Annotated in this window: 20 protein-coding genes; 17 read left to right on the top strand and 3 right to left on the bottom strand. The window is 71.5% G+C overall.

Annotated elements, in window-relative coordinates:
- The first annotated feature begins 6 nt into the window (after positions 1 to 6).
- The 16 genes from ACGF3J_RS19995 to ACGF3J_RS19920 all read left to right on the top strand — a co-directional run bounded on the left by ACGF3J_RS19995 (position 7) and on the right by ACGF3J_RS19920 (position 16,317).
- The gene (locus tag ACGF3J_RS19995; protein WP_161328322.1) at positions 7 to 1,266 is read left to right on the top strand and encodes an MFS transporter; all 1,260 of its coding nucleotides are present in this window, start codon (positions 7 to 9) and stop codon (positions 1,264 to 1,266) included.
- A 9-nt stretch (positions 1,267 to 1,275) separates the two neighbouring features.
- Positions 1,276 to 2,637, top strand: a complete 1,362-nt coding sequence (gene pafA, locus ACGF3J_RS19990; protein ID WP_064727032.1) for a Pup--protein ligase — start codon at positions 1,276 to 1,278, stop codon at positions 2,635 to 2,637.
- Between the two features lie 144 nt (positions 2,638 to 2,781).
- Positions 2,782 to 3,789: an FKBP-type peptidyl-prolyl cis-trans isomerase gene (locus ACGF3J_RS19985; protein WP_161328317.1), complete on the top strand. Its 1,008-nt coding sequence runs from the start codon at positions 2,782 to 2,784 to the stop codon at positions 3,787 to 3,789.
- A 60-nt stretch (positions 3,790 to 3,849) separates the two neighbouring features.
- On the top strand, positions 3,850 to 4,221 hold the full coding sequence (locus ACGF3J_RS19980) for an FKBP-type peptidyl-prolyl cis-trans isomerase (protein WP_059299658.1): 372 nt from the start codon (positions 3,850 to 3,852) through the stop codon (positions 4,219 to 4,221).
- Between the two features lie 137 nt (positions 4,222 to 4,358).
- Positions 4,359 to 5,312, top strand: coding sequence for a YafY family protein (locus ACGF3J_RS19975; RefSeq protein ID WP_161328318.1), 954 nt, complete (start codon positions 4,359 to 4,361; stop codon positions 5,310 to 5,312).
- An 18-nt stretch (positions 5,313 to 5,330) separates the two neighbouring features.
- Complete coding sequence (locus tag ACGF3J_RS19970) at positions 5,331 to 6,383, top strand: WYL domain-containing protein (RefSeq protein WP_161328319.1); 1,053 nt, start codon at positions 5,331 to 5,333, stop codon at positions 6,381 to 6,383.
- A gap of 29 nt (positions 6,384 to 6,412) precedes the next feature.
- Positions 6,413 to 6,673, top strand: a complete 261-nt coding sequence (locus tag ACGF3J_RS19965; RefSeq protein WP_161328323.1) for a hypothetical protein — start codon at positions 6,413 to 6,415, stop codon at positions 6,671 to 6,673.
- 10 nt (positions 6,674 to 6,683) lie between these two features.
- Positions 6,684 to 6,878 (top strand): hypothetical protein, encoded by a 195-nt coding sequence (locus ACGF3J_RS19960; protein WP_122617307.1) that lies wholly within the window; start codon positions 6,684 to 6,686, stop codon positions 6,876 to 6,878.
- A 277-nt stretch (positions 6,879 to 7,155) separates the two neighbouring features.
- Complete coding sequence (gene tatA, locus ACGF3J_RS19955) at positions 7,156 to 7,443, top strand: Sec-independent protein translocase subunit TatA (protein WP_064727025.1); 288 nt, start codon at positions 7,156 to 7,158, stop codon at positions 7,441 to 7,443.
- A 47-nt stretch (positions 7,444 to 7,490) separates the two neighbouring features.
- Positions 7,491 to 8,441, top strand: coding sequence for a twin-arginine translocase subunit TatC (tatC, locus tag ACGF3J_RS19950; RefSeq protein WP_161328320.1), 951 nt, complete (start codon positions 7,491 to 7,493; stop codon positions 8,439 to 8,441).
- A 69-nt stretch (positions 8,442 to 8,510) separates the two neighbouring features.
- Positions 8,511 to 11,363, top strand: coding sequence for an RNA helicase (locus ACGF3J_RS19945; RefSeq protein WP_161328321.1), 2,853 nt, complete (start codon positions 8,511 to 8,513; stop codon positions 11,361 to 11,363).
- A 367-nt stretch (positions 11,364 to 11,730) separates the two neighbouring features.
- On the top strand, positions 11,731 to 13,353 hold the full coding sequence (locus tag ACGF3J_RS19940) for an ATP-binding protein (protein WP_161329727.1): 1,623 nt from the start codon (positions 11,731 to 11,733) through the stop codon (positions 13,351 to 13,353).
- A gap of 26 nt (positions 13,354 to 13,379) precedes the next feature.
- Entirely contained in the window at positions 13,380 to 13,757 is a 378-nt protein-coding gene (locus tag ACGF3J_RS19935; protein WP_167308645.1) for a roadblock/LC7 domain-containing protein, read from the top strand.
- Positions 13,754 to 14,170 carry a DUF742 domain-containing protein gene (locus tag ACGF3J_RS19930; protein WP_161329728.1) on the top strand — a complete coding sequence of 139 codons (417 nt, stop codon included), beginning with the start codon at positions 13,754 to 13,756 and terminating at the stop codon, positions 14,168 to 14,170. Before ACGF3J_RS19935 ends, ACGF3J_RS19930 begins: the two co-directional genes overlap by 4 nt.
- Complete coding sequence (locus ACGF3J_RS19925; RefSeq protein ID WP_161329729.1) at positions 14,151 to 14,771, top strand: ATP/GTP-binding protein; 621 nt, start codon at positions 14,151 to 14,153, stop codon at positions 14,769 to 14,771. The genes ACGF3J_RS19930 and ACGF3J_RS19925 overlap by 20 nt, the downstream gene beginning before the upstream one ends.
- Positions 14,772 to 14,820: 49 nt before the next feature.
- Positions 14,821 to 16,317 (top strand): cytochrome P450, encoded by a 1,497-nt coding sequence (locus ACGF3J_RS19920; RefSeq protein ID WP_161329730.1) that lies wholly within the window; start codon positions 14,821 to 14,823, stop codon positions 16,315 to 16,317.
- Here ACGF3J_RS19920 and ACGF3J_RS19915 read toward each other — a convergent pair.
- A complete protein-coding gene (locus tag ACGF3J_RS19915) occupies positions 16,311 to 17,279 on the bottom strand; it encodes an RluA family pseudouridine synthase (protein WP_161329731.1) in 969 nt (322 codons plus the stop codon). The genes ACGF3J_RS19920 and ACGF3J_RS19915 overlap by 7 nt on opposite strands.
- A gap of 79 nt (positions 17,280 to 17,358) precedes the next feature.
- On the opposite strand from ACGF3J_RS19915, the gene ACGF3J_RS19910 reads away from it, so the two are divergent.
- On the top strand, positions 17,359 to 17,940 hold the full coding sequence (locus ACGF3J_RS19910) for a GNAT family N-acetyltransferase (protein ID WP_161329732.1): 582 nt from the start codon (positions 17,359 to 17,361) through the stop codon (positions 17,938 to 17,940).
- Between the two features lie 130 nt (positions 17,941 to 18,070).
- Here the strand turns inward: ACGF3J_RS19910 and ACGF3J_RS19905 are convergent, their stop codons facing one another.
- Both ACGF3J_RS19905 and ACGF3J_RS19900 read right to left on the bottom strand, forming a co-directional pair.
- Complete coding sequence (locus tag ACGF3J_RS19905; RefSeq protein ID WP_161327531.1) at positions 18,071 to 18,913, bottom strand: siderophore-interacting protein; 843 nt, start codon at positions 18,911 to 18,913, stop codon at positions 18,071 to 18,073.
- 177 nt (positions 18,914 to 19,090) lie between these two features.
- Positions 19,091 to 19,996 carry a 5'-3' exonuclease gene (locus ACGF3J_RS19900; protein WP_202557761.1) on the bottom strand — a complete coding sequence of 302 codons (906 nt, stop codon included), beginning with the start codon at positions 19,994 to 19,996 and terminating at the stop codon, positions 19,091 to 19,093.
- Positions 19,997 to 20,004 lie beyond the last annotated feature (8 nt).

Raw genomic sequence — 20,004 nt, 5'->3', positions numbered from 1 at the left:
CGCCGCGTGGTCGCCGGGTATCTGGACATCCTCCGGGCGCGGCACGCCGTGCGGTTGCTGGTCGGCACGCTGGTGGGGCGGCTGCCCAACGCCACGGCGGCCATCGCGATCGTGCTGTTCGTGCGGGCGGAGGGCGGCTCGTACAGCCTTGCGGGCGCGCTGGCCGCCGTGTACGGCGTCGCCAATGCGGTGGGGCAGCCGGTGCTGGGGCGGTTGGTGGACCTGCGCGGGCAGCCCTTGGTGCAGTTGCCGGCGGCCGTGCTGTCGGCGCTGGCGATGAGTGTGTTCGCCTTCGCCGGTACCGGGTCGGCCGTGCTCGCGTATGTGGCCGTGGGTGCGGCCGGGTTGTTCACGCCGCCGTTGGAGGGCGGGTTGCGGGCGCTGTGGCCCAGTGTGCTCGGCGAGGAGGAGCAGGTGCACACGGCGTACGCGATGGACGCCGTGGCGCAGGAGGTCATGTTCACCGTCGGGCCGTTGCTGGTGACGGTGTGCGTGTCGTTGTGGTCGCCGCTGGTCGCGTTGCTGGTGCTCAACGGGCTGGGGGTGCTGGGCGCGCTGTCCGTGGTGGTGTCGCCGCCCTCGCGCGCGTGGCGGTCGGCGCCGCGGGAGGCGCACTGGCTGGGCGCGCTGCGTTCGGGCGGGCTGCTGGCGCTGCTGGGGGCGTTCCTCTTCATCGGGATGGCGCTGGGTTCCATCACCGTGGCGTCGGTGCCGTACGCGGACGAGCACGGCGGTGACGCGGTGTACGGGTGGCTGATGGCGGCCCTGGGGCTCGGTGCGCTGGTCGGGGGCGCGGTGTACGGGGCGCGGCGGTGGACCGGTGAGCCGGCCCGGCGACTGCGCCTTCTGGTGGCGTTGCTGGCGGTCTGTTATCTGCCGCTGATGTGGATGCCGGGTGCAGTCGCGATGGTGCTGCTCACGGTTGTCGCGGGCGTCTTCCTGGCGCCGTGCATCGCTTGTGCGTTCGTCCTCGTCGATGTGCACGCCCCGCGCGGGACGGTGACGGAGGCGTTCTCCTGGCTGGTGACGACCTTCACCGTGGGGGCGTCGGTGGGCACCGGGCTCACGGGGCCCGTGGTGGAGCACGGCGGGGCCCTGTGGGGCTTCGCGGTGCCCGGGGCGGCGGGGGCGGTGTCGTTGCTCGTGCTGGTGGCCACGGGGCGGGTCCTCGCAGCTCCCGCGCGGGGAGCGGTGGTTGCGGCTTCATCGGAAAATGATCCAAACCGTGCCGTCGAACCCCGTTTCAGTTCGGGTCATCAGGCGTAATGTTCAGTCATGGACCGCCGCATTTTCGGGCTGGAGAACGAGTACGGCGTCACGTGCACGTTCAGGGGACAGCGCCGCCTGTCGCCTGACGAGGTGGCGCGGTACCTCTTCCGCCGTGTCGTGTCATGGGGCCGCAGCAGCAATGTCTTTCTGCGCAACGGGGCCCGCCTCTATCTCGACGTGGGATCACATCCGGAATACGCGACACCCGAATGTGACAACGTGATCGAACTCGTCACCCACGACAAGGCGGGCGAGCGCATTCTCGAAGGACTCCTGGTGGACGCCGAACGACGCCTGCACGAGGAGGGAATCGCGGGCGACGTCTACCTCTTCAAGAACAACACCGACTCCGCCGGCAACTCCTACGGCTGCCACGAGAACTATCTGGTGGCGCGGCACGGGGAGTTCTCGCGGCTCGCGGACATCCTCATTCCGTTCCTGGTGACCCGGCAGCTGCTGTGCGGCGCCGGGAAGGTGCTGCAGACGCCGCGCGGTGCGGTGTACTGCGTCAGTCAGCGGGCGGAGCACATCTGGGAGGGCGTCTCCTCGGCGACCACCCGCTCCCGTCCCATCATCAACACCCGCGACGAGCCGCACGCCGACGCCGAGCGCTACCGGCGCCTGCACGTCATCGTGGGCGACTCGAACATGTCGGAGACGACCATGCTGCTCAAGGTCGGAGCCACCGACCTGGTGCTGCGCATGATCGAGGCGGGCACGGTGATGCGTGATCTGACCCTGGAGAACCCGATCCGGGCGATCCGCGAGGTCAGTCACGACATCACCGGGCGGCGCAAGGTGCGCCTGGCCAGCGGCCGGGAGGCGTCCGCGCTGGAGGTGCAGCGGGAGTACTACGAGAAGGCCGTGGACTTCTGTGAGCGCCGGGGTATCCGCACCGGCACCGTGGAGCGGGTGCTGGAGCTGTGGGGGCGCACGCTGGACGCGATCGAGGCCGAGGACCTCGACCGTATCGACACCGAGATCGACTGGGTCATGAAGTACAAGCTCATCGAGCGGTACCGGGCCAAGCACAACATGACCATGTCGCATCCGCGGGTCGCGCAGATAGACCTCGCCTACCACGACATCCACCGGCGTCGTGGTCTCTACTACCTGCTGGAGAAGAAGGGGCAGGCGGCCCGGGTCGCCAACGACTTGAAGATCTTCGAGGGCAAGTCGGTGCCGCCGCAGACCACTCGGGCCCGGCTGCGTGGCGACTTCATCCGGCGGGCGCAGGAGCAGCGGCGGGACTTCACCGTCGACTGGGTCCACCTCAAGCTCAACGACCAGGCGCAGCGCACCGTGTTGTGCAAGGACCCGTTCCGTTCGGTGGACGACCGGGTGGAGAAGCTGATCGCCGGAATGTGACCCCGGCCGGGTGAGGTACGCGTCACCGCACGAAAGGGCGGAACGCCACACGGGCACCGTACGTTATCCGTACGGTGCCCTTCTCACGCCGTAGAGTTGCGTGCACGCCATCACGCAGACCCCCATCGATACGAGGCCCCCACCGTGCGCCGACGTTCCCTCCTCATCGCCGTCCCCGCGGGGCTGGCCACGCTCGCCGCATGCGGTGACGACGACTCCGGCTCTTCGAGCGACGCGAGTGGCAGCCCGTCGCCCGAGGCGTCGGCCACGACGTCGGCACCGCCGCCGCCGAAGATCGTGGACGGTCCGCTGCCGGCCATCACGGCGGGGACGAAGTTCGACGAGAAGCCGACGGTCGCCAAGGGCAGCGGGGAGCCGTCGAAGGACCTCGCGGTGAAGACGGTCATCGCGGGCGGCGGCAAGGCCGTCGCGGAGGGCGACTTCGTGTCGGCCAACTACCTCGGTCAGGTCTGGCAGAGCGCGAAGGTCTTCGACAACTCCTACGACCGCAAGACCCCTCTCGTCATCCAGCTGGCGCAGGGCAGCATCATCGACGGCTGGCGGTACGCGCTCACGGGCAAGAAGACCGGCAGCCGCGTCGAGTTCTCCGTGCCGCCCAAGTGGGGGTACGGCGAGCAGGGCAACGAGCAGGCGGGCATCAAGGGCACCGACACGCTGGTGTTCGTGGTCGATCTGCAGGACACGTTCAACGCCAAGAGCTCCGCCAAGGGCGAGGAGGTGCCGCAGGACGACGCGGCGCTGCCCAAGGTCGGCACCAACACCGACGGCAAGGCGCCCTCCATCGAGGTGCCCGACGGCGACGCGCCGAAGAAGCTCGTGGCGGAGTACGTCCTGGAGGGCGACGGCGCCGAGGTCGGCGCCCAGGACAGCGTCCTCGTGCAGTACAAGGGCGTCGTGTGGGACGGCGGCAAGGAGTTCGACTCGACGTACAGCAGGAAGCAGCTGACGTCGTTCTCGCTGCAGCAGGTCGTCAAGGGCTGGTCGCAGGGGCTGACCGGCAAGAAGGTCGGCAGCCGCGTCCTCATCGTGATTCCGCCGGACCTCGGGTACGGCGACAGCCCGCCGGAGGGCAGCGGCATCGAGAAGGACTCCACGCTCGTCTTCTCGGTGGACATCCTGGCGAAGATGTGACGCTCCGGAGATGTAAGACTTGGCCCGTTGCCTTTCCGCAGACAAGCAGGAGCTGAACACGTGAGCATCGACAAGCCCGAGGTCGACTTCCCGGGCGGCGAGCCGCCGGCGGACCTCGAGATCAAGGACATCTGGGAGGGCGACGGCCCGGTGGCCGAGGCCGGTCAGACCGTGACCGTCCACTACGTGGGCGTGACCTTCAGCACCGGCGAGGAGTTCGACGCCAGCTGGAACCGCGGTGCGCCGTTCCGCTTCCCGCTCGGCGGCGGCCGCGTCATCAAGGGCTGGGACCAGGGCGTGCAGGGCATGAAGGTCGGCGGGCGCCGCCAGCTGACCATCCCGGCGCACCTCGCCTACGGCAACCAGAGCCCGACCCCGGCGATCCCGCCCGGCTCGACGCTGATCTTCGTGGTCGATCTGCTCGGAGTCTGATCCACGTCCGAACGGACGGTGATCAGAGCCGGTCATCAAGGGTCCATGCCTGTCCGGGCATGGGCCCTCGGCTTTTGCCGCGCCACCCCGGGGCGGTACGGTCATCCGTCGTAAGCACCATAGGGAGAAGGGCGTCGATGGCCATTGCCAAGGCCGAGCGGCTGATGAACCTGGCGCTGTGTCTGCTCGGGACACGGCGGCCGCTCAGCAAGCGTGAGCTGCGGGAGTCCGTCGAGGCCTACCTCGAAGCGGGCTCCGACGACTCCTTCAACCGCATGTTCGAGCGCGACAAGGACGACCTGCGCGAACTCGGACTGGTCATCGAGACCGTGGAGAGCCTCGACGGCGAGATCGGCTACCTGGCCCGCCGGGACAGCAACCGGCTGCCGCCCATCACGCTGGACGCCGAGGAGGCCGCCGCGCTGGGGCTCGCCGCCAAGGTGTGGCAGCAGGCCCGGCTCGCCGGCGCGGCCAGCGGCGCCCTGCAGAAGCTGCGCGCGGCAGGTCTGCCGGAGGACGTCGACCCCTACGAGCCGCACAGCGCGCTGGAGCCGCGCATCCCGGTGCACGAGGCGGCCTTCGAGCCGTTGATGCTCGCCTGCCGCGACCGCCGGCCCGTCGGCTTCGACTACCGCAAGGCCAACGCCGCCCAGCCCGAGCCCCGGCACGTGGAGCCCTGGGCGCTGGAGTGCTGGCGCGGGCACTGGTACCTGGCGGGCTTCGACCGGGACCGCGGGGCCGAGCGGGTCTTCAGGCTGTCGCGGATCACCGGCCGGGTCCGCTCGCGCGGCGGGCGCTTCACCGCGCCGGTGCCCGACGTGGTCACCGTCCGCGAGACGGTCGCGAGCTGGGCGGGGGAGACCGCCGACCGCTCGGCGCGGATCCGGCTGCGTACGGGCGCGGGCTACCCCCTTCGGGCGAAGGCCACCGCCGTACGGGAACTCGGCGACGGCTGGGACGAGTTGGAGATTCCGTACGGGCACGGCCTGGACGCCTGGCTGGTCGAGTTCGGGCCGGACGTGGTGGTGCTGGAGCCCGCGGAGTTGCGTGCGGACGTGGTGGACCGGCTGCGTGCCGTCGCCAAGGGCTGAGGGGGAGCGGACAACACAGTGGCAGGCAAACCGGTCAGGGCAGTGAACGCCATCGACCAGACCCGGCGGATGCTCTCCCTGGTGACGTATCTGAGGGAGCGCCCCGGGGCGCGGATCGAGGACGTGGCGCGGGCCTTCGGCATCACCGAGGACGAGCTGGTCTCCGACCTCGACGTGCTGCCCATGTGCGGCACCAGCTTCCGCGGCGGCGACCTGCTCGACATCGACACCGACGGCGAGCGCATCTGGTGGCACAACCCGGCGGCGCTCGGCGCGGACGCCGCGGAGCCGCTGCGGCTCGCCGCCGACGAGGCCACCGCGCTGCTGGTCGCCGCCCGTGCCGTGGCGACCCTGCCCGGCCTGCGGGAGAGCGACCGGCAGGCACTGCTGCGGGCGACCGCCAAGGTCGAGACCTCGGCCGGGGAGGCCGCGGGCGCCAGTTCGCGCCTGTCCGTCACCTTCGAGTCCGAGGGCGGCGTCTTCGCCGATGTCGACCGGGCGATCTCCGAGCGCCGCCGGCTGTGGATCCGCTACTACTCGCCGGCCCGCGACGAGGTCACCGAGCGCGAGATCGATCCCATCCGGCTGGTCAGCGTCGGGCACACCTACGTGGAGGCGTGGTGCCGCCGCTCCGAGGCGCGGCGCACCTTCCGCCTCGACCGGGTCGCCGAGATCCGCATCCTGGACGAGCCGTCCGCGCCGCCCGAGGTGGAGCTGCGGGACCTGTCGGAGGGGCTGGTGCAGCCGGCCGCCGAGGACCCGGAGGTCGTCGTCGAGGTCGGCCCGGGCGGGCGCTGGGTCGCCGAGTACTACCCGCACGACAGCGCGGACGAACTTCCCGACGGCGGCCTGCGCATCACTCTGCGCACCCCCGAGCCGGCCTCTCTGCGGCGGCTGGCGCTGCGGCTGGGCCGTGACGGCCGGATCGTCTCCCCGCCCGAGCTGGCCGACAGCGCCCGGCACGCCGCCCGGGAGGCGCTGGCCGCCTACGACGGGATCGAGGCGGCCGGTCCGGCAGCCGGCGCCGAGACGGTCGAGGGCCCGCGCGACAGGCAGGAGCGAGGACTGTGAGCGAGCCCCTGGGACCGGGTGGGCCGGGCATGTCGGCGGCGTCCGCGTTCGCGGGCATGAGACGGGTGTCGCCGATCGTGTTCAAGGCGGGCTGCCCGGACTGCCGGGGCCGCTTCGAACTCGCCGCGAGCGCCCTTCGGCTGGCCATCGGCGCCTCCAGCCGCACCACCTTCTACTCGTTCACCTGCCCCGAGTGCGGCTCCGCGGTCCGCAAGCCGGCGGGGGAGCGGGTCGTGGAACTGCTCACGGGTGGCGGGGTCAGGACACTGCGACTGCACTCCACCGTCTAGTCTCGACGTCATGTTCTGGCCGATGTTCGCCGTTGCCCTGGGTTTCCTTGGTCTCGCCGTCCTCACGGTGTTCGCCGTGAAGGTGTTCGTGGAGACGCAGCGACTCGCCAGGCAGGTGACGGACTCGGCCCGCAGGATCGGCCGGGCCGCGGACGATCTGGAGCGGGCCACGGAGAGCGCCGCCCGTTCCGTGGACGCCCTGTGAACGCGAGAACCGCGCCACGCGGCCCCGTGACCGGCCCGACGGACACGCGCGCCTGGCGTTGCGGACCGCTTCGCCCTGTCACCCCACAGGCCCCTGAAGGTACGCTGCTGGTCGCGGCCCGGAAAACGAGGCCCGGTCGCGGACGGGAGTACGCACGGGGATTGCCTCACGTTCACCCCTGAGCGTTACGATCGCTGCACAAGACGATCGATCGGACGTATGTCCGGCCGGTCGGACAGCACCCCACCCAGCCGCCTCGGTGAGAAGGTAAAGACTTATGTTCGGAAGGCTCGGAGCCCCCGAGATCATTCTCATCCTCGTCGTCATCATCCTGCTGTTCGGCGCGAAGAAGCTTCCGGACATGGCGCGCTCCCTCGGCAAGTCCGCGCGCATCCTCAAGAGCGAGGCCAAGGCGATGAAGAGCGAGGGCAAGACCGACGCGTCCGCCCCCGCCGACCCGCCGAACCCCGAGCAGTCCGCGGCGCAGCGCACCATCCAGGCCGCCCCCGGTGACGTGACCAGCTCCCGGCCGGTCAACGAGCCGACGGACACGACCAAGCGCTGACGCAGGGCCGGTGACCTCCGGCCCGCCGCACGAGATGGGAACGTGGGTTGCTGAAGCCTGCCCGCACCAAGGAGAGGGACCCCGAGGGGCGGATGCCCCTGGCGGAGCACCTTCGTGAGCTCCGCAACCGGCTTGCGAAGGCACTGTTGGCCATCGTCGTCGTCACGGTGGTCGCCGCCTTCTTCTATGAGTGGATCATCAACGCCCTCACGGATCCGATCCTCCAGTCGATCGGCTGTGAGAAGTCCTTCGCGGAGCTGGCCGAGTCGACGGCCGGCTCCGAGCCGTGCGCGCAGATCACCATCAACGGTCTGCTCGGCCCGTTCACGCTGGCGCTGAAGGTGTCGCTGACCGCGGGCATCGTGCTGGCCTCGCCGGTCTGGCTCTACCAGTTGTGGGCGTTCGTCGCCCCGGGGCTGCACCGCAGCGAGAAGAAGTACGCCTACGCGTTCGTCGCCACCGGGGCCCCGCTGTTCCTCATCGGCGCCTACTTCGCCTACGCGGTGCTGCCCACCTCCGCGGAGGTGCTGATCGAGTTCACGCCGAGCGACGTCGACAACCTGCTGCCGCTGGACGACCTGCTCGACCTCGTCACCCGCATGGTGATCGTCTTCGGACTCTCCTTCGAGCTGCCCCTGCTGCTCGTGATGCTCAACCTCACCGGAGTGCTGTCCGGCAGGCGGATGCTCGGCTGGTGGCGCGCGATGATCATGGGCATCACGCTGTTCGCGGCCATCGCCACGCCGAGCACGGACCCGCTGACCATGATCCTGCTGGCCGGGCCGATCTGGGTGCTGTACTTCGCCGCCGTCGCCGTCTCCCTGGTCAACGACCGCCGCAGGGCCCGCCGCGAGGCCCTGGAGCCCGACGACGACGAGGCGTCGGACCTCGACCTGACCCCCGAGAGCGTCGGCGAGGTCGAGGCCGTGACCACCGCCCGCGCCCTGCCCGAGCAGGCCACGAAGGACCGGGTCAACGGCTACGACGACGTGACCTAGCGCCACCGGGGCGGCGACGGCAGGCGTCGCCGCCGCCCCCACGGAACCCCCACAGGGCCGTTCCCGATAATGATCGTCCTGTTGTCAGTGCGGCCCGGTACGCTCGAAAGCACGATGACAGAGGATCTCTCACCGGCCGAGCGGTACGCGGCAGCCCGTCAGCGCGCTGTCGAGCAGGCCACCGCGCTCGCCTCCTTCCGCGAGATGTACGACTTCGGCCTCGACCCCTTCCAGATCGAGGCCTGTCAGGCCCTCGAGGCGGGCAAGGGCGTGCTGGTGGCCGCGCCCACGGGTTCCGGCAAGACGATCGTCGGCGAGTTCGCCGTCCACCTCGCCCTCCAGCAGGGCAAGAAGTGCTTCTACACGACGCCCATCAAGGCACTGTCGAACCAGAAGTACGCCGACCTGTGCCGCCGCTACGGCTCGGACCGCGTCGGCCTCCTCACCGGTGACAACAGCGTGAACTCGGAGGCCCCGGTCGTCGTCATGACCACCGAGGTCCTGCGGAACATGCTGTACGCGGGCTCCCAGACCCTCCTCGGCCTCGGATACGTGGTCATGGACGAGGTGCACTACCTCTCCGACCGCTTCCGCGGCGCCGTGTGGGAGGAGGTGATCATCCACCTCCCCGAGTCCGTGACCCTGGTGTCACTGTCGGCGACCGTGTCCAACGCGGAGGAGTTCGGCGACTGGCTCGACACCGTCCGCGGCGACACCCAGGTGATCGTCTCCGAGCACCGGCCCGTGCCGCTGTTCCAGCACGTACTCGCCGGGCGGCGGATGTACGACCTGTTCGAGGAGGGCGAGGGCCGCAAGAGAGCCGTCAACCCGGACCTCACACGTATGGCGCGCATGGAGGCGAGCCGCCCGTCCTACCAGGACCGCAGGCGCGGCCGCGCCATGAAGGAGGCCGACCGGGAGCGCGAGCGCCGGCAGCGCTCCCGGGTGTGGACGCCCAGCCGCCCCGAGGTCATCGAGCGGCTCGACTCCGAGGGACTGCTGCCGGCGATCACCTTCATCTTCAGCCGCGCCGCCTGCGAGGCCGCCGTCCAGCAGTGCCTCTACGCCGGCCTCCGGCTCAACGACGAGGACGCGCGGGAAAGGGTGCGCGCCCTCGTGGAGGAGCGCACCGCCTCCATCCCGACCGAGGACCTGCACGTCCTGGGGTACTACGAGTGGCTGGAAGGCCTGGAGCGCGGCATCGCCGCCCACCACGCGGGCATGCTGCCGACGTTCAAGGAGGTCGTCGAGGAGCTGTTCGTCCGCGGACTGGTCAAGGCCGTCTTCGCCACCGAGACCCTCGCCCTCGGCATCAACATGCCCGCCCGCTCGGTGGTGCTGGAGAAGCTCGTCAAGTGGAACGGCGAACAGCACGCCGACATCACCCCCGGCGAGTTCACCCAGCTCACCGGCCGGGCCGGCCGGCGCGGCATCGACGTCGAGGGCCACGCCGTGGTGCTGTGGCAGCGCGGCATGAACCCCGAGCACCTCGCGGGACTGGCCGGCACCCGCACCTACCCGCTGCGCTCCAGCTTCCGGCCGTCGTACAACATGGCCGTCAACCTGGTCGAGCAGTTCGGCCGGCACCGCTCGCGGGAGCTGCTGGAGACCTCCTTCGCGCAGTTCCAGGCGGACAAGTCGGTCGTCGGCATCTCCCGGCAGGTGCAGCGCAACGAGGAGGGCCTGGAGGGCTACCAGGCCTCCATGACCTGCCACCTCGGCGACTTCGAGGAGTACGCGCGGCTGCGCCGCGAGCTGAAGGACCGGGAGACCGAGCTGGCCCGGCAGGGCGTCAACCAGCGACGCGCGGAGGCCGCCGTGGCGCTGGAGAAGCTGAAGCCGGGCGACGTCATCCACGTCCCGACGGGCAAGTACGCGGGCCTCGCCCTGGTGCTGGACCCGGGCCTGCCCGCCGGCCGGTCCAACGGCCACCGCGGCTTCGAGCACCACGACGGACCCCGCCCGCTGGTGCTCACCGCCGAGCGGCAGGTCAAGCGGCTGGCGTCGATGGACTTCCCGGTGCCGGTCGAGGCGCTGGAGCGGATGCGCATCCCGAAGTCCTTCAACCCGCGCTCGCCCCAGTCCCGCCGCGACCTCGCCTCCGCGCTGCGCACCAAGGCCGGGCACATCCCGCCGGAGCGGGCCCGCAAGAAGCGCTCCCAGGCCGCCGACGACCGGGAGATCGCCCGGCTGCGCAAGGCCATCCGCGCCCACCCCTGCCACGGCTGCGACGACCGCGAGGACCACGCCCGCTGGGCCGAGCGCTACCACCGGCTGCTGCGCGACACCTCGCAGCTGGAGCGCCGGATCGAGGGCCGGACGAACACCATCGCCCGCACCTTCGACCGGATCGTCGCGCTGCTGACCGAGCTGGACTACCTGCGCGGCGACGAGGTCACCGAGCACGGCAAGCGCCTCGCCCGGCTCTACGGCGAGCTGGACCTGCTCGCCAGCGAGTGCCTGCGCGAGGGCGTCTGGGAAGGACTCTCCCCGGCCGAACTGGCCGCCTGCGTCTCGGCGCTGGTCTACGAGTCCCGGGTCGCCGACGACGCGATGGCGCCGAAGGTGCCCTCGGGCAAGGCCAAGGCCGCGCTCGGCGAGACGGTCCACATCTGGGGCCGCCTGGACGCCCTGGAGGAGGACTTCCGGATCAGCCAGACCGAGGGCGTGGGCCAGCGCGAGCCCGACCTCGGCTTCGCCTGGGCGGCGTACATGTGGGCGTCCGGCAAGGGACTCGACGAGGTGCTGCGCGAGGCGGAGATGCCGGCGGGTGACTTCGTGCGCTGGTGCAAGCAGGTCATCGACGTCCTCGGCCAGATCGCGGCCGCCGCACCCGCCCAGGGCTCCACGGTCCCGAAGAACGCGCGCAAGGCCGTCGAGGAGCTGCTGCGCGGAGTGGTCGCCTACTCCTCCGTCGGCTAGCCCGGACGGACGGAACGCGACGCAGGCCCGGCGGGAGACCGCCGGGCCTGCGCGCGTTCGCGAGGAGTCCGGCGCCTTTCCCCCATCACGGTGAGTGAATTTCGTACACCCGAACATGCTCACGTTTCGTGTTCGAATGATTCCCCGCCGTGCAAAAGTGCCGACCCTACTCCAGCCCCGAGGCCCGTTTCAGGCGGTTGCTGAATATGACACGGCGATGATCCGCTCGGACTAAGCTCGCCCGCAGCGCACCGAGTTGAGGTGTAATCGCGCGCTTGTTCTCTTTGCGTCGATGATCCCGACAGCTCCCAGACATACCCCGTCGCAAGCTCCCCCATCCCAGCCGATTCGTTTTCAGAGGGCCTACATGGTGAGTGTTGATTCCCCTCCAGGTCGCCGTGAACTTCCCTACGCGCGAACGCTGTTGCTGCCGGCCATACTGATGGCCGCGGCCACCGGGGCCGCCGTCGCCCTCGTGACGGAACCGGCCCGGCTCGCCGTCGGCCTGTGCGGTGCCGTCGCCACCCTGCTGGTGGTCTCCGCGGCGGCCGAAGCGGTACGCCGCGGCCGTGCGCTGCGGGCCGAGCGCGCCGCGCACGCCCGTCACAGCGCGTATCTGGAACACCGGGCGGCGAGCCACCACGAGGAGATGGTCGGGCTCGGCGGCGTCGTCCTGCCCGACGTGCTGAACTTCATGCGCAGGGGGAACACGCCCGCCGAGGTGATGCGCCGCATCGGCGAGCTGGACCCCGCCTACGCCGAACTCGGCGAGCCCCAGCGCCAGCTGATCCGCATGGTCTGCGAGATCGTCGACCACCAGGACTCCATGCGCGAGTCCGCGGAGCGCTCCTTCGTCGACATCGCCCGCCGCGTCCAGGCGATCGTCCACCAGCAGAACAAGGAACTCCGCGAGATGGAGGAGGACCACGGGCGCAACCCCGAGGTCTTCGACGACCTCCTGCGCATCGACCACGGCACCTCGCTGATCGGCCGCCTCGCCGACTCCATCTCCGTGATCGGCGGCGGCCGGCCCGGACGCCAGTGGCCCGAGCCGGTCGCCCTCTACAGCGTGCTGCGCGGCGCCATGTCCCGGATCCTGGAGTACCGCCGGATCAACCTGGCCTCCATCGCCAAGGTCAACATCAAGGGCACCGCGGTCGAACCGGTCATCCACGCCGCGGCGGAGCTGCTCGACAACGCCACCCGCTACTCACCGCCCGCGTCCAAGGTGCACGTCACCGCGACCGAGGTGCAGAGCGGTGTCTGCATCGAGATCGAGGACGCCGGCGTCAGCCTCAGCGAGGAGTCCCGCGCCCGCATCGAGGGCCTGCTGGAACAGGCCAAGCGCGGCACCGACGTGCAGGACCTCGCCCACCACCCGCGCCTGGGCCTGTCCGTCGTCGGCCGGCTGTGCACGCAGTTCGGCATGGACGTCTCGCTGCGCGCCTCCGCGTACGGCGGGGTCCGCGCCATCCTCATCGTGCCGAGCAAGATGATGACCACCGAGCCCGGCGTCGGCCTCGCCCACGGCATCGGCGCGACCTCGATCCCCACCCCGGGCCCGGACGCGCTGCCCGGACCGCAGCGCAAGCCCAAGAAGCGCCGCCCCACCAGCCCGCGCATCCCGGCCGGCGTCTCCATGGAGGACGACGTCCCCGAGGTCACCGAGTGGACGGCGGGCGGTCTGCCGCAGCGCCGCAGCCGGGTCAAGATGCCGCTCAGCCAACGCCTCGCCGAACAGGCGGTCTGGGAGCGCGAGGACGCCGAGCGCGAGGCCCGCCTGGCCGCCGAACGCGCCCGCAACGGCATCCCGGCGCCCGCGGAGCCCGAGCCCGCGCAAGGCACGGACCAGGGCCTCCCGCCGGGGCACTTCATCGGCGCCTTCTGGGAGGGCCTCAAGCAGCACCCGGGCATCACCCAGGCCCACCAGCAGTCCAGCAGTGACGAGCCGGCCCACGCCCCGGCAGACGACGAGGGGAACCTCAAGTGATCGAGCAGCAAGGCAAGTTCGACTGGATGCTCCGGGACCTCTACGACGGCGTCCCGGGCATCGAGATGATCGTCGTGCTCTCCGCCGACGGCCTGCGCATCGCCCGCTACTCGGGGGACCCCGACGCCGCCGACCGGGTCGCCGCCGCCTGCGCGGGCCTGCAGAGCCTGGCGAGCGCCGTCAGCCAGGAGATCCCCACCAGCGACGGCGACATGAAGATGGTGCTCATCGAGATGAACGGCGGCTACTTCTACCTGATGGCCGCCGGCCCCAACGCCTACCTCGCCGTGCTCTCCGACGTCCGCTGCGAACCCGGCCGGATGGGCCTGAGCATGGCCGACCTGGTCGCCCGCATCGGCCCCCATCTCACCAGTCCCGCGCGGCGCAACGGGCAGACCGTATGACTCCTCCCCAACGCCAGAGGCGAACTCCCGGCCCGGACCGGCCCGCCGAGTCGTCCGGCCCCGCCCCGCCCGGCAAAGAGGGCGAGATCCGCAACCCCGAGCGGCTCTTCGTCATCGGCGGCGAGGGCAACGGCGAGCGCGCCGACATCGACCTCGTCACCCTGATCGTGGCCCGCGCGGACCCCCCGGTGTCCGCCACCCCGGAACAGGCCGCCCTGCTGCGGCTGTGTGCCGCCCCCCTGTCCGTAGCCGAGCTGTCGGCCTACCTGAGCCTGCCGTTCAGTGTGGTGACCGTGCTGATCACCGACCTGCTGGCGGCGGAACTGGTGCAGGCCCGCGCCTCGATCGTCCGCCAGAAGGTGGCCGACCGAAACCTTCTCGAAGCGGTGATGCATGGACTTCAAAAGCTCTGACACGATCCCCGGCCCGCGGACCGAGGACCGGCTGCCGCACACGGCCGAGGCGGCCGTGAAGATCGTCATCGTGGGCGGCTTCGGCGTCGGCAAGACCACGATGGTCGGCTCGGTCAGCGAGATCAGACCGCTGACCACCGAGGAGACGATGACCCAGGCCGGCATCGGCGTCGACGACAACTACGGCTCCGCCTCCAAGACCGCCACCACGGTCGCCATGGACTTCGGCCGCATCAGCATCACCGACCAACTGGTGCTGTACCTCTTCGGCACACCCGGCCAGGAACGCTTCTGGTTCCTGTGGAACGGCCTGTTCGAGGGCGCCCTCGGCGCGGTCGTCCTGGTCGACACCCGCCGCCTGGAGGTCAGCTTCGACGTCATGGGGCGCCTGGAGGAGCGCGGCGTGCCCTTCGTGGTCGCCGTCAACACCTTCCCCGACGCGCCCCGTTACCCCGTCGCCGAGCTGCGGACCGCGCTCGACCTGCCCGAGGAGATCCCCATCCTCGACTGCGACGTACGGCGCCGCGCCTCCAGCCGCGACGTCCTGATGACCCTCATGCGCTTCCTGCACTCCCTCGCCATGAAGGGCGCGCTCACCTGACCGTGCCCGGACGACCCCCTGACCCACACTTCTGCTGCGGAGCGAGACTGTGACGCCTGAACGCCACTCCCCGACCGGAACGGGCGACCGCCTGCTCGACCCACCCCCCGGCTGCCCCGCGCACGGCCTCGGGCCGGGCGGACTGCACCGGCTGCACGAGGCGGACGACCTGGACGAGCTGTACGACGAACTGCGCGAGCGGCACGGGCCGGTGGCGCCCGCGCTGCTCCACGACGACGTACCCGTGTGGGTGGTCCTCGGACACGCCGAGAACCTGCACATGGTGAGCACCCCCGCCCAGTTCTGCCGCGACAGCCGGATCTGGAACCCGCTCAACGAGGGCATGGTCAAACCCGACCACCCGCTGATGCCGCACATCGCCTGGCAGCCCATCTGCTCGCACGCCGAGGGCGACGAGCACAAGCGGCTGCGCGGCGCGGTCACCAGCGCCATGTCCGACCTCGACTACCGGGAGCTGCGCCGGCACATCAAGCGGTACACCCAGCGCATCGTCAACCGGTTCTGCGAGGAGGGCCGCGCCGACCTCGTCGGACAGTTCGCCGAGCACCTGCCGATGGGCGTGATGTGCCACCTCCTCGGCATGCCCGACGAATACAGCGACCGGATGGTGGAGGCGGCCCGCGACACCCTCAAGGGCACCGATACGGCGATCGCCAGCCATGCCTACGTCATGGAGGCGCTGGGACGGCTCACCGAGGCACGTCGGGCCAACCCGCGGGACGACATCGCCGGGCGCCTCGTCAACCACCCCGCCGGGCTCACCGACGACGAGGTCAGGGAGCACCTGCGGGTGGTGCTCCTGGCCGCCTACGAGGCGACCGTCAACCTCATCGGCAACGTGCTGCGCGTGGTGCTGACCGACCCCGGCTTCCGCGCCCAGCTCAGCGGCGGGCAGATGACGGTGCCGGAGGCGGTCGAGCAGTCGCTGTGGGACGAGCCGCCGTTCAGCACGGTGTTCGCCTACTTCGCCAAGCAGGAGACGGAACTGGGCGGGCAGCGCATCCGGGCCGGCGACGGACTGCTGCTGGGCATCGCGCCGGGCAACGTCGACCCGCGCATCCGCCCCGACCTCGACGCGAGCATGATGGGCAACCGCTCCCACCTCGCCTTCGGCGGCGGCCCGCACGAGTGCCCGGGGCAGGACATCGGGCGCGCCATCGCCGACGCGGGCATCGACGCGCTGCTGATGCGGCTGCCCGACGTGCAGCTCGCCTGCGAGGAGGACGAGCTGCGCTGGCGGTCCTCGATCGCCTCCCGGCATCTGGTGGAACTGCCGGTGCGGTTCGAGCCCAAGGAGCAGCAGGACATCATGCAGCAGCCGAGTCACGCGCCGGCCCCCGCCCGGCGCCCCGACTGGCACGTCGGCATCCCGAAACTGGAAGAGCGGACGCAGCCGCCGGTCCCCTCGTACCCGCCGCAGCCGGTGCCCGCGAACGCCGCGCCGCCCCAGCCCGTGCCGTTCCGGGAGCAGCCCCGGCCGCGCGGCGCCTGGCAGCGCTTCCTGCTCTGGTGGCGCGGCTACTGACCGCCGGCCCACTCCTCGTACGCCGTCCACGCCCCGAGGGACCGTCCGCTGCGGAAGCGGTGCTCCCGCCCCGTGACCGGATCGGTGAACCCCAGCTCCCGCGCCAGCAGTTGCAGCGGGCGCCGGAAGTCACCGGCCGGTACGGGGGCGGTGACCTCGGGGTAGAGGGGGTCGCCGAGGAGCGGCACGCCGAGGCTGTTCATGTGCACACGCAGCTGGTGGGTCTGGCCGGTGCCGGGCACCAGCCGGTACCGCCCCAGCTCCGGACCCCCGTCCGGGGCCCGGTGGTGCGCGGCCAGTTCGACGCGGGTGACGGCGTTGGGCTCGCCCTCGATCTCACGGGCGGCCAGGATCCCGCGTTCCTTGAGGATGCGGCTGCGCACGGTCCGGGGGAGTGCGAGCCCCGGGTCGTACGGGGCGACGGCCTCGTACTCCTTGCGCACCCGGCGGTCGCCGAACAGGCTCTGGTACGCGCCGCGTTCCTCCGGGCGCACGATGAACAGGACCAGTCCCGCGGTGAGCCGGTCCAGGCGGTGCGCGGCGCCGAGCGCGGGGAGGTCCAGCTCCCGGCGCAGCCGCGCCAGCGCGGTCTCGGTGACATGGCCGCCGCGCGGGGTGGTGGCCAGGAAGTGCGGTTTGTCGGCGACGACGATGTGCGCGTCGCGGTACACGACCTCCAGCGGGAAGGGGACCGGCACCTCGGCGGGCGTCTCGCGGTGGAACCACACGAACATCCCCGGCTCGTACGGCGCGTCCGCCGGCACCGCCCGCCCGTCCGCCGCGACGAACAGTCCGGCGGCGAACATGCCGTCGACGACGCCTGCGCCCGCGCCGGACAGCCGTTCCGTCAGGTGCTCGCGCACCGTGGACCACGGGCCGTGCGCGGGCAGCCGCACCCGCATCGCGTCGATGCCGTCGCGCTGCGGCAGGGGCGAGGGCGGGGGAGGGGTCCGGCGTCTCATCACCGCCAGCCTACGAGGCGGCCGGCGGTGCCGGAAAAACGCTGGGCCGACGGTGCCGCCGGTTGGCAGGATGCCGGGCATGCCCTACCTGACGCACCCGGTCCTCGCCGCAGGCACCCTCTCCGGCACTCCGCAGCCCACGCTCCCCACGGGGGACGGGCTGCTGCTGCGCCCGTGGCGCGACGAGGACGCACCCGCCGTCCACGCGGCCTTCCAGGACCCGCTGATGCACCAGTGGCACGTCCGTTCCGCCGACTCCGAGGACGAGGTGCGCGGCTGGATCGCCGACTGGCGGCAGGGCTGGGAGCGAGAGCGGAACGCCCAGTGGGCCGTCGTCGAGGCGGCCGGCGGTCTGCTGGTCGGCCGGGTCGCGCTGCGGGAGATGGTGTTCTGGGACGGGTTGGCCGAGGTCGCCTACTGGACCACCGCGGCCGCCCGCGGCCGGGGCGTCGCCGCCCGCGCCGCCCGGGCACTGGCCGCCTGGGCCCTGGACGAGGTCGGCTTCCAGCGCCTGGAACTCTCCCACGCGGTCGCCAACGAACCGTCCTGCCGGGTGGCCCACAAGGCGGGCTTCGCCCCGGAGGGCGTCAAGCGCAAGGCCGCGCTGCATCCGGACGGCTGGCACGACATGCATCTGCACGCGCGGGTACGGGGGGACTGAGCGGGGGTGGGGCGGGCCACGCGCGCCGGTGTGGCTCTGCCGGCCGCCCCGCCGCGGCGGGCTCGCCGGGTGGCATGCGCCCGTGCGCCACCTGTCCGCCGCGACTGGAACCGGCGCGGGGGAGGGTGGGCTACGCCGCCGTGGTGCCCTCCTGCTCGGCCTCGATGCGGGCGTTCCACTCGCGCTTCGAGGCCTGCCAGCCGTCCTCGTTGTGGCCGAGCCGCCAGTAGCCGGAGATCGACAGGTCCTCGCGGGAGATCTCCCGCTCCATCCGCAGGTAGCGGCGCAGCTCCTTGACGCAGGCCGCCTCGCCGTGCACGAAGATGTGCGGGCGGCCCTCGGGGAAGTCCAGCGCGCGCACCGCCTCGACCAGGGCCTGGCCCACCGGACGGGCGCCGCGGTGCAGCCAGACGACCTCGACGTCGGAGTCGATCTTCTGCTCCTCCTCGGGCCCGTCGACCTCCACGAACGCGAAGGCCCGGGCGCCGTCGGGCAGCGCCTCCAGGGAGCGGGCGATCGCCGGCAGGGCGCTCTCGTCGCCGGCCAGCAGGTGCCAGTCGGCCGCCGGGTCGGGGGCGTAGGCGCCGCCGGGGCCCATGAAGCGGACGGTCTCGCCCGGCCGGACGCGCTTGGCCCAGGGGCCGGCCAGCCCCTCGTCGCCGTGGATGACGAAGTCCAGGGTCATCTCGAGGTGCGCCGCGTCCCAGTGGCGCACCGTGTACGTGCGGGTCACGGGCCACTGGTCGCGGGGGAACTCCTCGCGGATGCGGTCCACGTCGAAGGGCTCGGGATAGGTCACGCCCTCGGCGGCGAACAGCAGCTTCACGTAGTGGTCGGTACAGGTGTCCGCGGAGACATCGGCCAGTCCCTCGCCGCCGATCACCACACGCTGCATGTGCGGGGTCAGCCGCTCGGTGCGGACGACCTGTGCGGTGTGCGGCTTGCGCGGCTTGCGTGCCGGACGGTCTGCCATGACGGCCTCCCTGCTCACTGCGTGCGGATCACTGAGTTAGGTTCACCTAAGTTAGCATCCCCTTCTCGCTTCCCGCGTCACGAAGGGGAGATCCGCGACGTTCCGCACGCAGAGTACGACTTCCCCTCGTGCGGGAGCCGACGCGCCGCGCGGGCATTGTCCGCCGGCGCCGCACGCTCAGGCGGTGAGCGTCGTCAGCAGCCGGTGCAGCGATCCGCCCAGACCCCAGCGCGTCGCGAGCGCGTCCAGGGCGGCGGCGTCGCGCGGCCCGCGCGGCAGCGTGGTGGACACGTCCGGCAGCGGCACGTCGTCGGCGACCCGGACGACCTTCGGGGCGACGTCCAGATACGGACCGGCCTCGGTGAGCCGCTTGCGCTGTGAGGGCGTGAGCTTCGCCTTCGGGTCGTCCACGGCGGCCCGGATGCCCGCCAGGTCCCCGAACTCGGCCAGCAGCTTGGCCGCCGTCTTCTCGCCGATGCCGGCCACACCGGGCAGACCGTCGCTCGGGTCGCCGCGCAGCAGCGCCAGATCGGCGTACCCGCGGCCGTCGACGCCGTACTTCTCGCGCAGTGCGGCCTCGTCGGTGAGGTTGAGGGTGCCCACGCCCTTGACCGGGTACAGCACGCGCACGCCTCGGGCGTCGTCGACGAGCTGGTAGAGGTCCCGGTCGCCGGTGACGATGTCCACCGGGCCCTTCGCCCGCGCGGTGTACGTGCCGATGACGTCGTCCGCCTCGTACCCGGCCACGCCGACGCGGGCGATGCCGAGCGCGTCGAGGACGTCCTCGATGACCGGCACCTGCGGTGACAGCGTGTCGGGCACCTCCTCCTCGTCGGGGCCCGCGGGACGCTCCTCGGCGACGCGGTGCGCCTTGTACGAGGGGATCAGCTCCACCCGCCAGTGCGGGCGCCAGTCGGCGTCCATGCAGGCGACCAGGTCGTCGGGCCGGTGGTCCTTCACCAGGCGGTCGATGAAGTCGAGCAGGCCGCGCACGGCGTTCACCGGCGTGCCGTCGGGGGCCCGCACCGAGTCCGGCACGCCGAAGTAGGCGCGGAAGTAGAGGGAGGCGGTGTCGAGAAGCATCAGTCGTC

Source organism: Streptomyces sp. NPDC048171 (assembly GCF_043202655.1).
In the GTDB taxonomy this organism is placed as follows: Bacteria; Actinomycetota; Actinomycetes; order Streptomycetales; family Streptomycetaceae; genus Streptomyces.
The sequence above is the reverse complement of the archived record's forward strand: the minus strand, read 5'-3'. Positions and strand labels throughout refer to the sequence as shown.

What these genes read in the sequence shown, in the direction of transcription:
- ACGF3J_RS19930 (WP_161329728.1), top strand. Translation starts at nt 13,754, where the DNA reads ATGACTCCTCCCCAACGCCAGAGGCGAACTCCCGGCCCGGACCGGCCC.
- ACGF3J_RS19925 (WP_161329729.1), top strand. Translation starts at nt 14,151, where the DNA reads ATGGACTTCAAAAGCTCTGACACGATCCCCGGCCCGCGGACCGAGGAC.
- ACGF3J_RS19900 (WP_202557761.1), bottom strand. Translation starts at nt 19,996, where the DNA reads ATGCTTCTCGACACCGCCTCCCTCTACTTCCGCGCCTACTTCGGCGTG.
- ACGF3J_RS19945 (WP_161328321.1), top strand. Translation starts at nt 8,511, where the DNA reads ATGATCGTCCTGTTGTCAGTGCGGCCCGGTACGCTCGAAAGCACGATG.
- pafA (WP_064727032.1), top strand. Translation starts at nt 1,276, where the DNA reads ATGGACCGCCGCATTTTCGGGCTGGAGAACGAGTACGGCGTCACGTGC.
- ACGF3J_RS19915 (WP_161329731.1), bottom strand. Translation starts at nt 17,279, where the DNA reads ATGAGACGCCGGACCCCTCCCCCGCCCTCGCCCCTGCCGCAGCGCGAC.
- ACGF3J_RS19935 (WP_167308645.1), top strand. Translation starts at nt 13,380, where the DNA reads ATGCTCCGGGACCTCTACGACGGCGTCCCGGGCATCGAGATGATCGTC.
- ACGF3J_RS19905 (WP_161327531.1), bottom strand. Translation starts at nt 18,913, where the DNA reads ATGGCAGACCGTCCGGCACGCAAGCCGCGCAAGCCGCACACCGCACAG.
- tatA (WP_064727025.1), top strand. Translation starts at nt 7,156, where the DNA reads ATGTTCGGAAGGCTCGGAGCCCCCGAGATCATTCTCATCCTCGTCGTC.
- ACGF3J_RS19975 (WP_161328318.1), top strand. Translation starts at nt 4,359, where the DNA reads ATGGCCATTGCCAAGGCCGAGCGGCTGATGAACCTGGCGCTGTGTCTG.
- ACGF3J_RS19910 (WP_161329732.1), top strand. Translation starts at nt 17,359, where the DNA reads ATGCCCTACCTGACGCACCCGGTCCTCGCCGCAGGCACCCTCTCCGGC.
- ACGF3J_RS19960 (WP_122617307.1), top strand. Translation starts at nt 6,684, where the DNA reads ATGTTCTGGCCGATGTTCGCCGTTGCCCTGGGTTTCCTTGGTCTCGCC.
- ACGF3J_RS19940 (WP_161329727.1), top strand. Translation starts at nt 11,731, where the DNA reads ATGGTGAGTGTTGATTCCCCTCCAGGTCGCCGTGAACTTCCCTACGCG.
- ACGF3J_RS19965 (WP_161328323.1), top strand. Translation starts at nt 6,413, where the DNA reads ATGTCGGCGGCGTCCGCGTTCGCGGGCATGAGACGGGTGTCGCCGATC.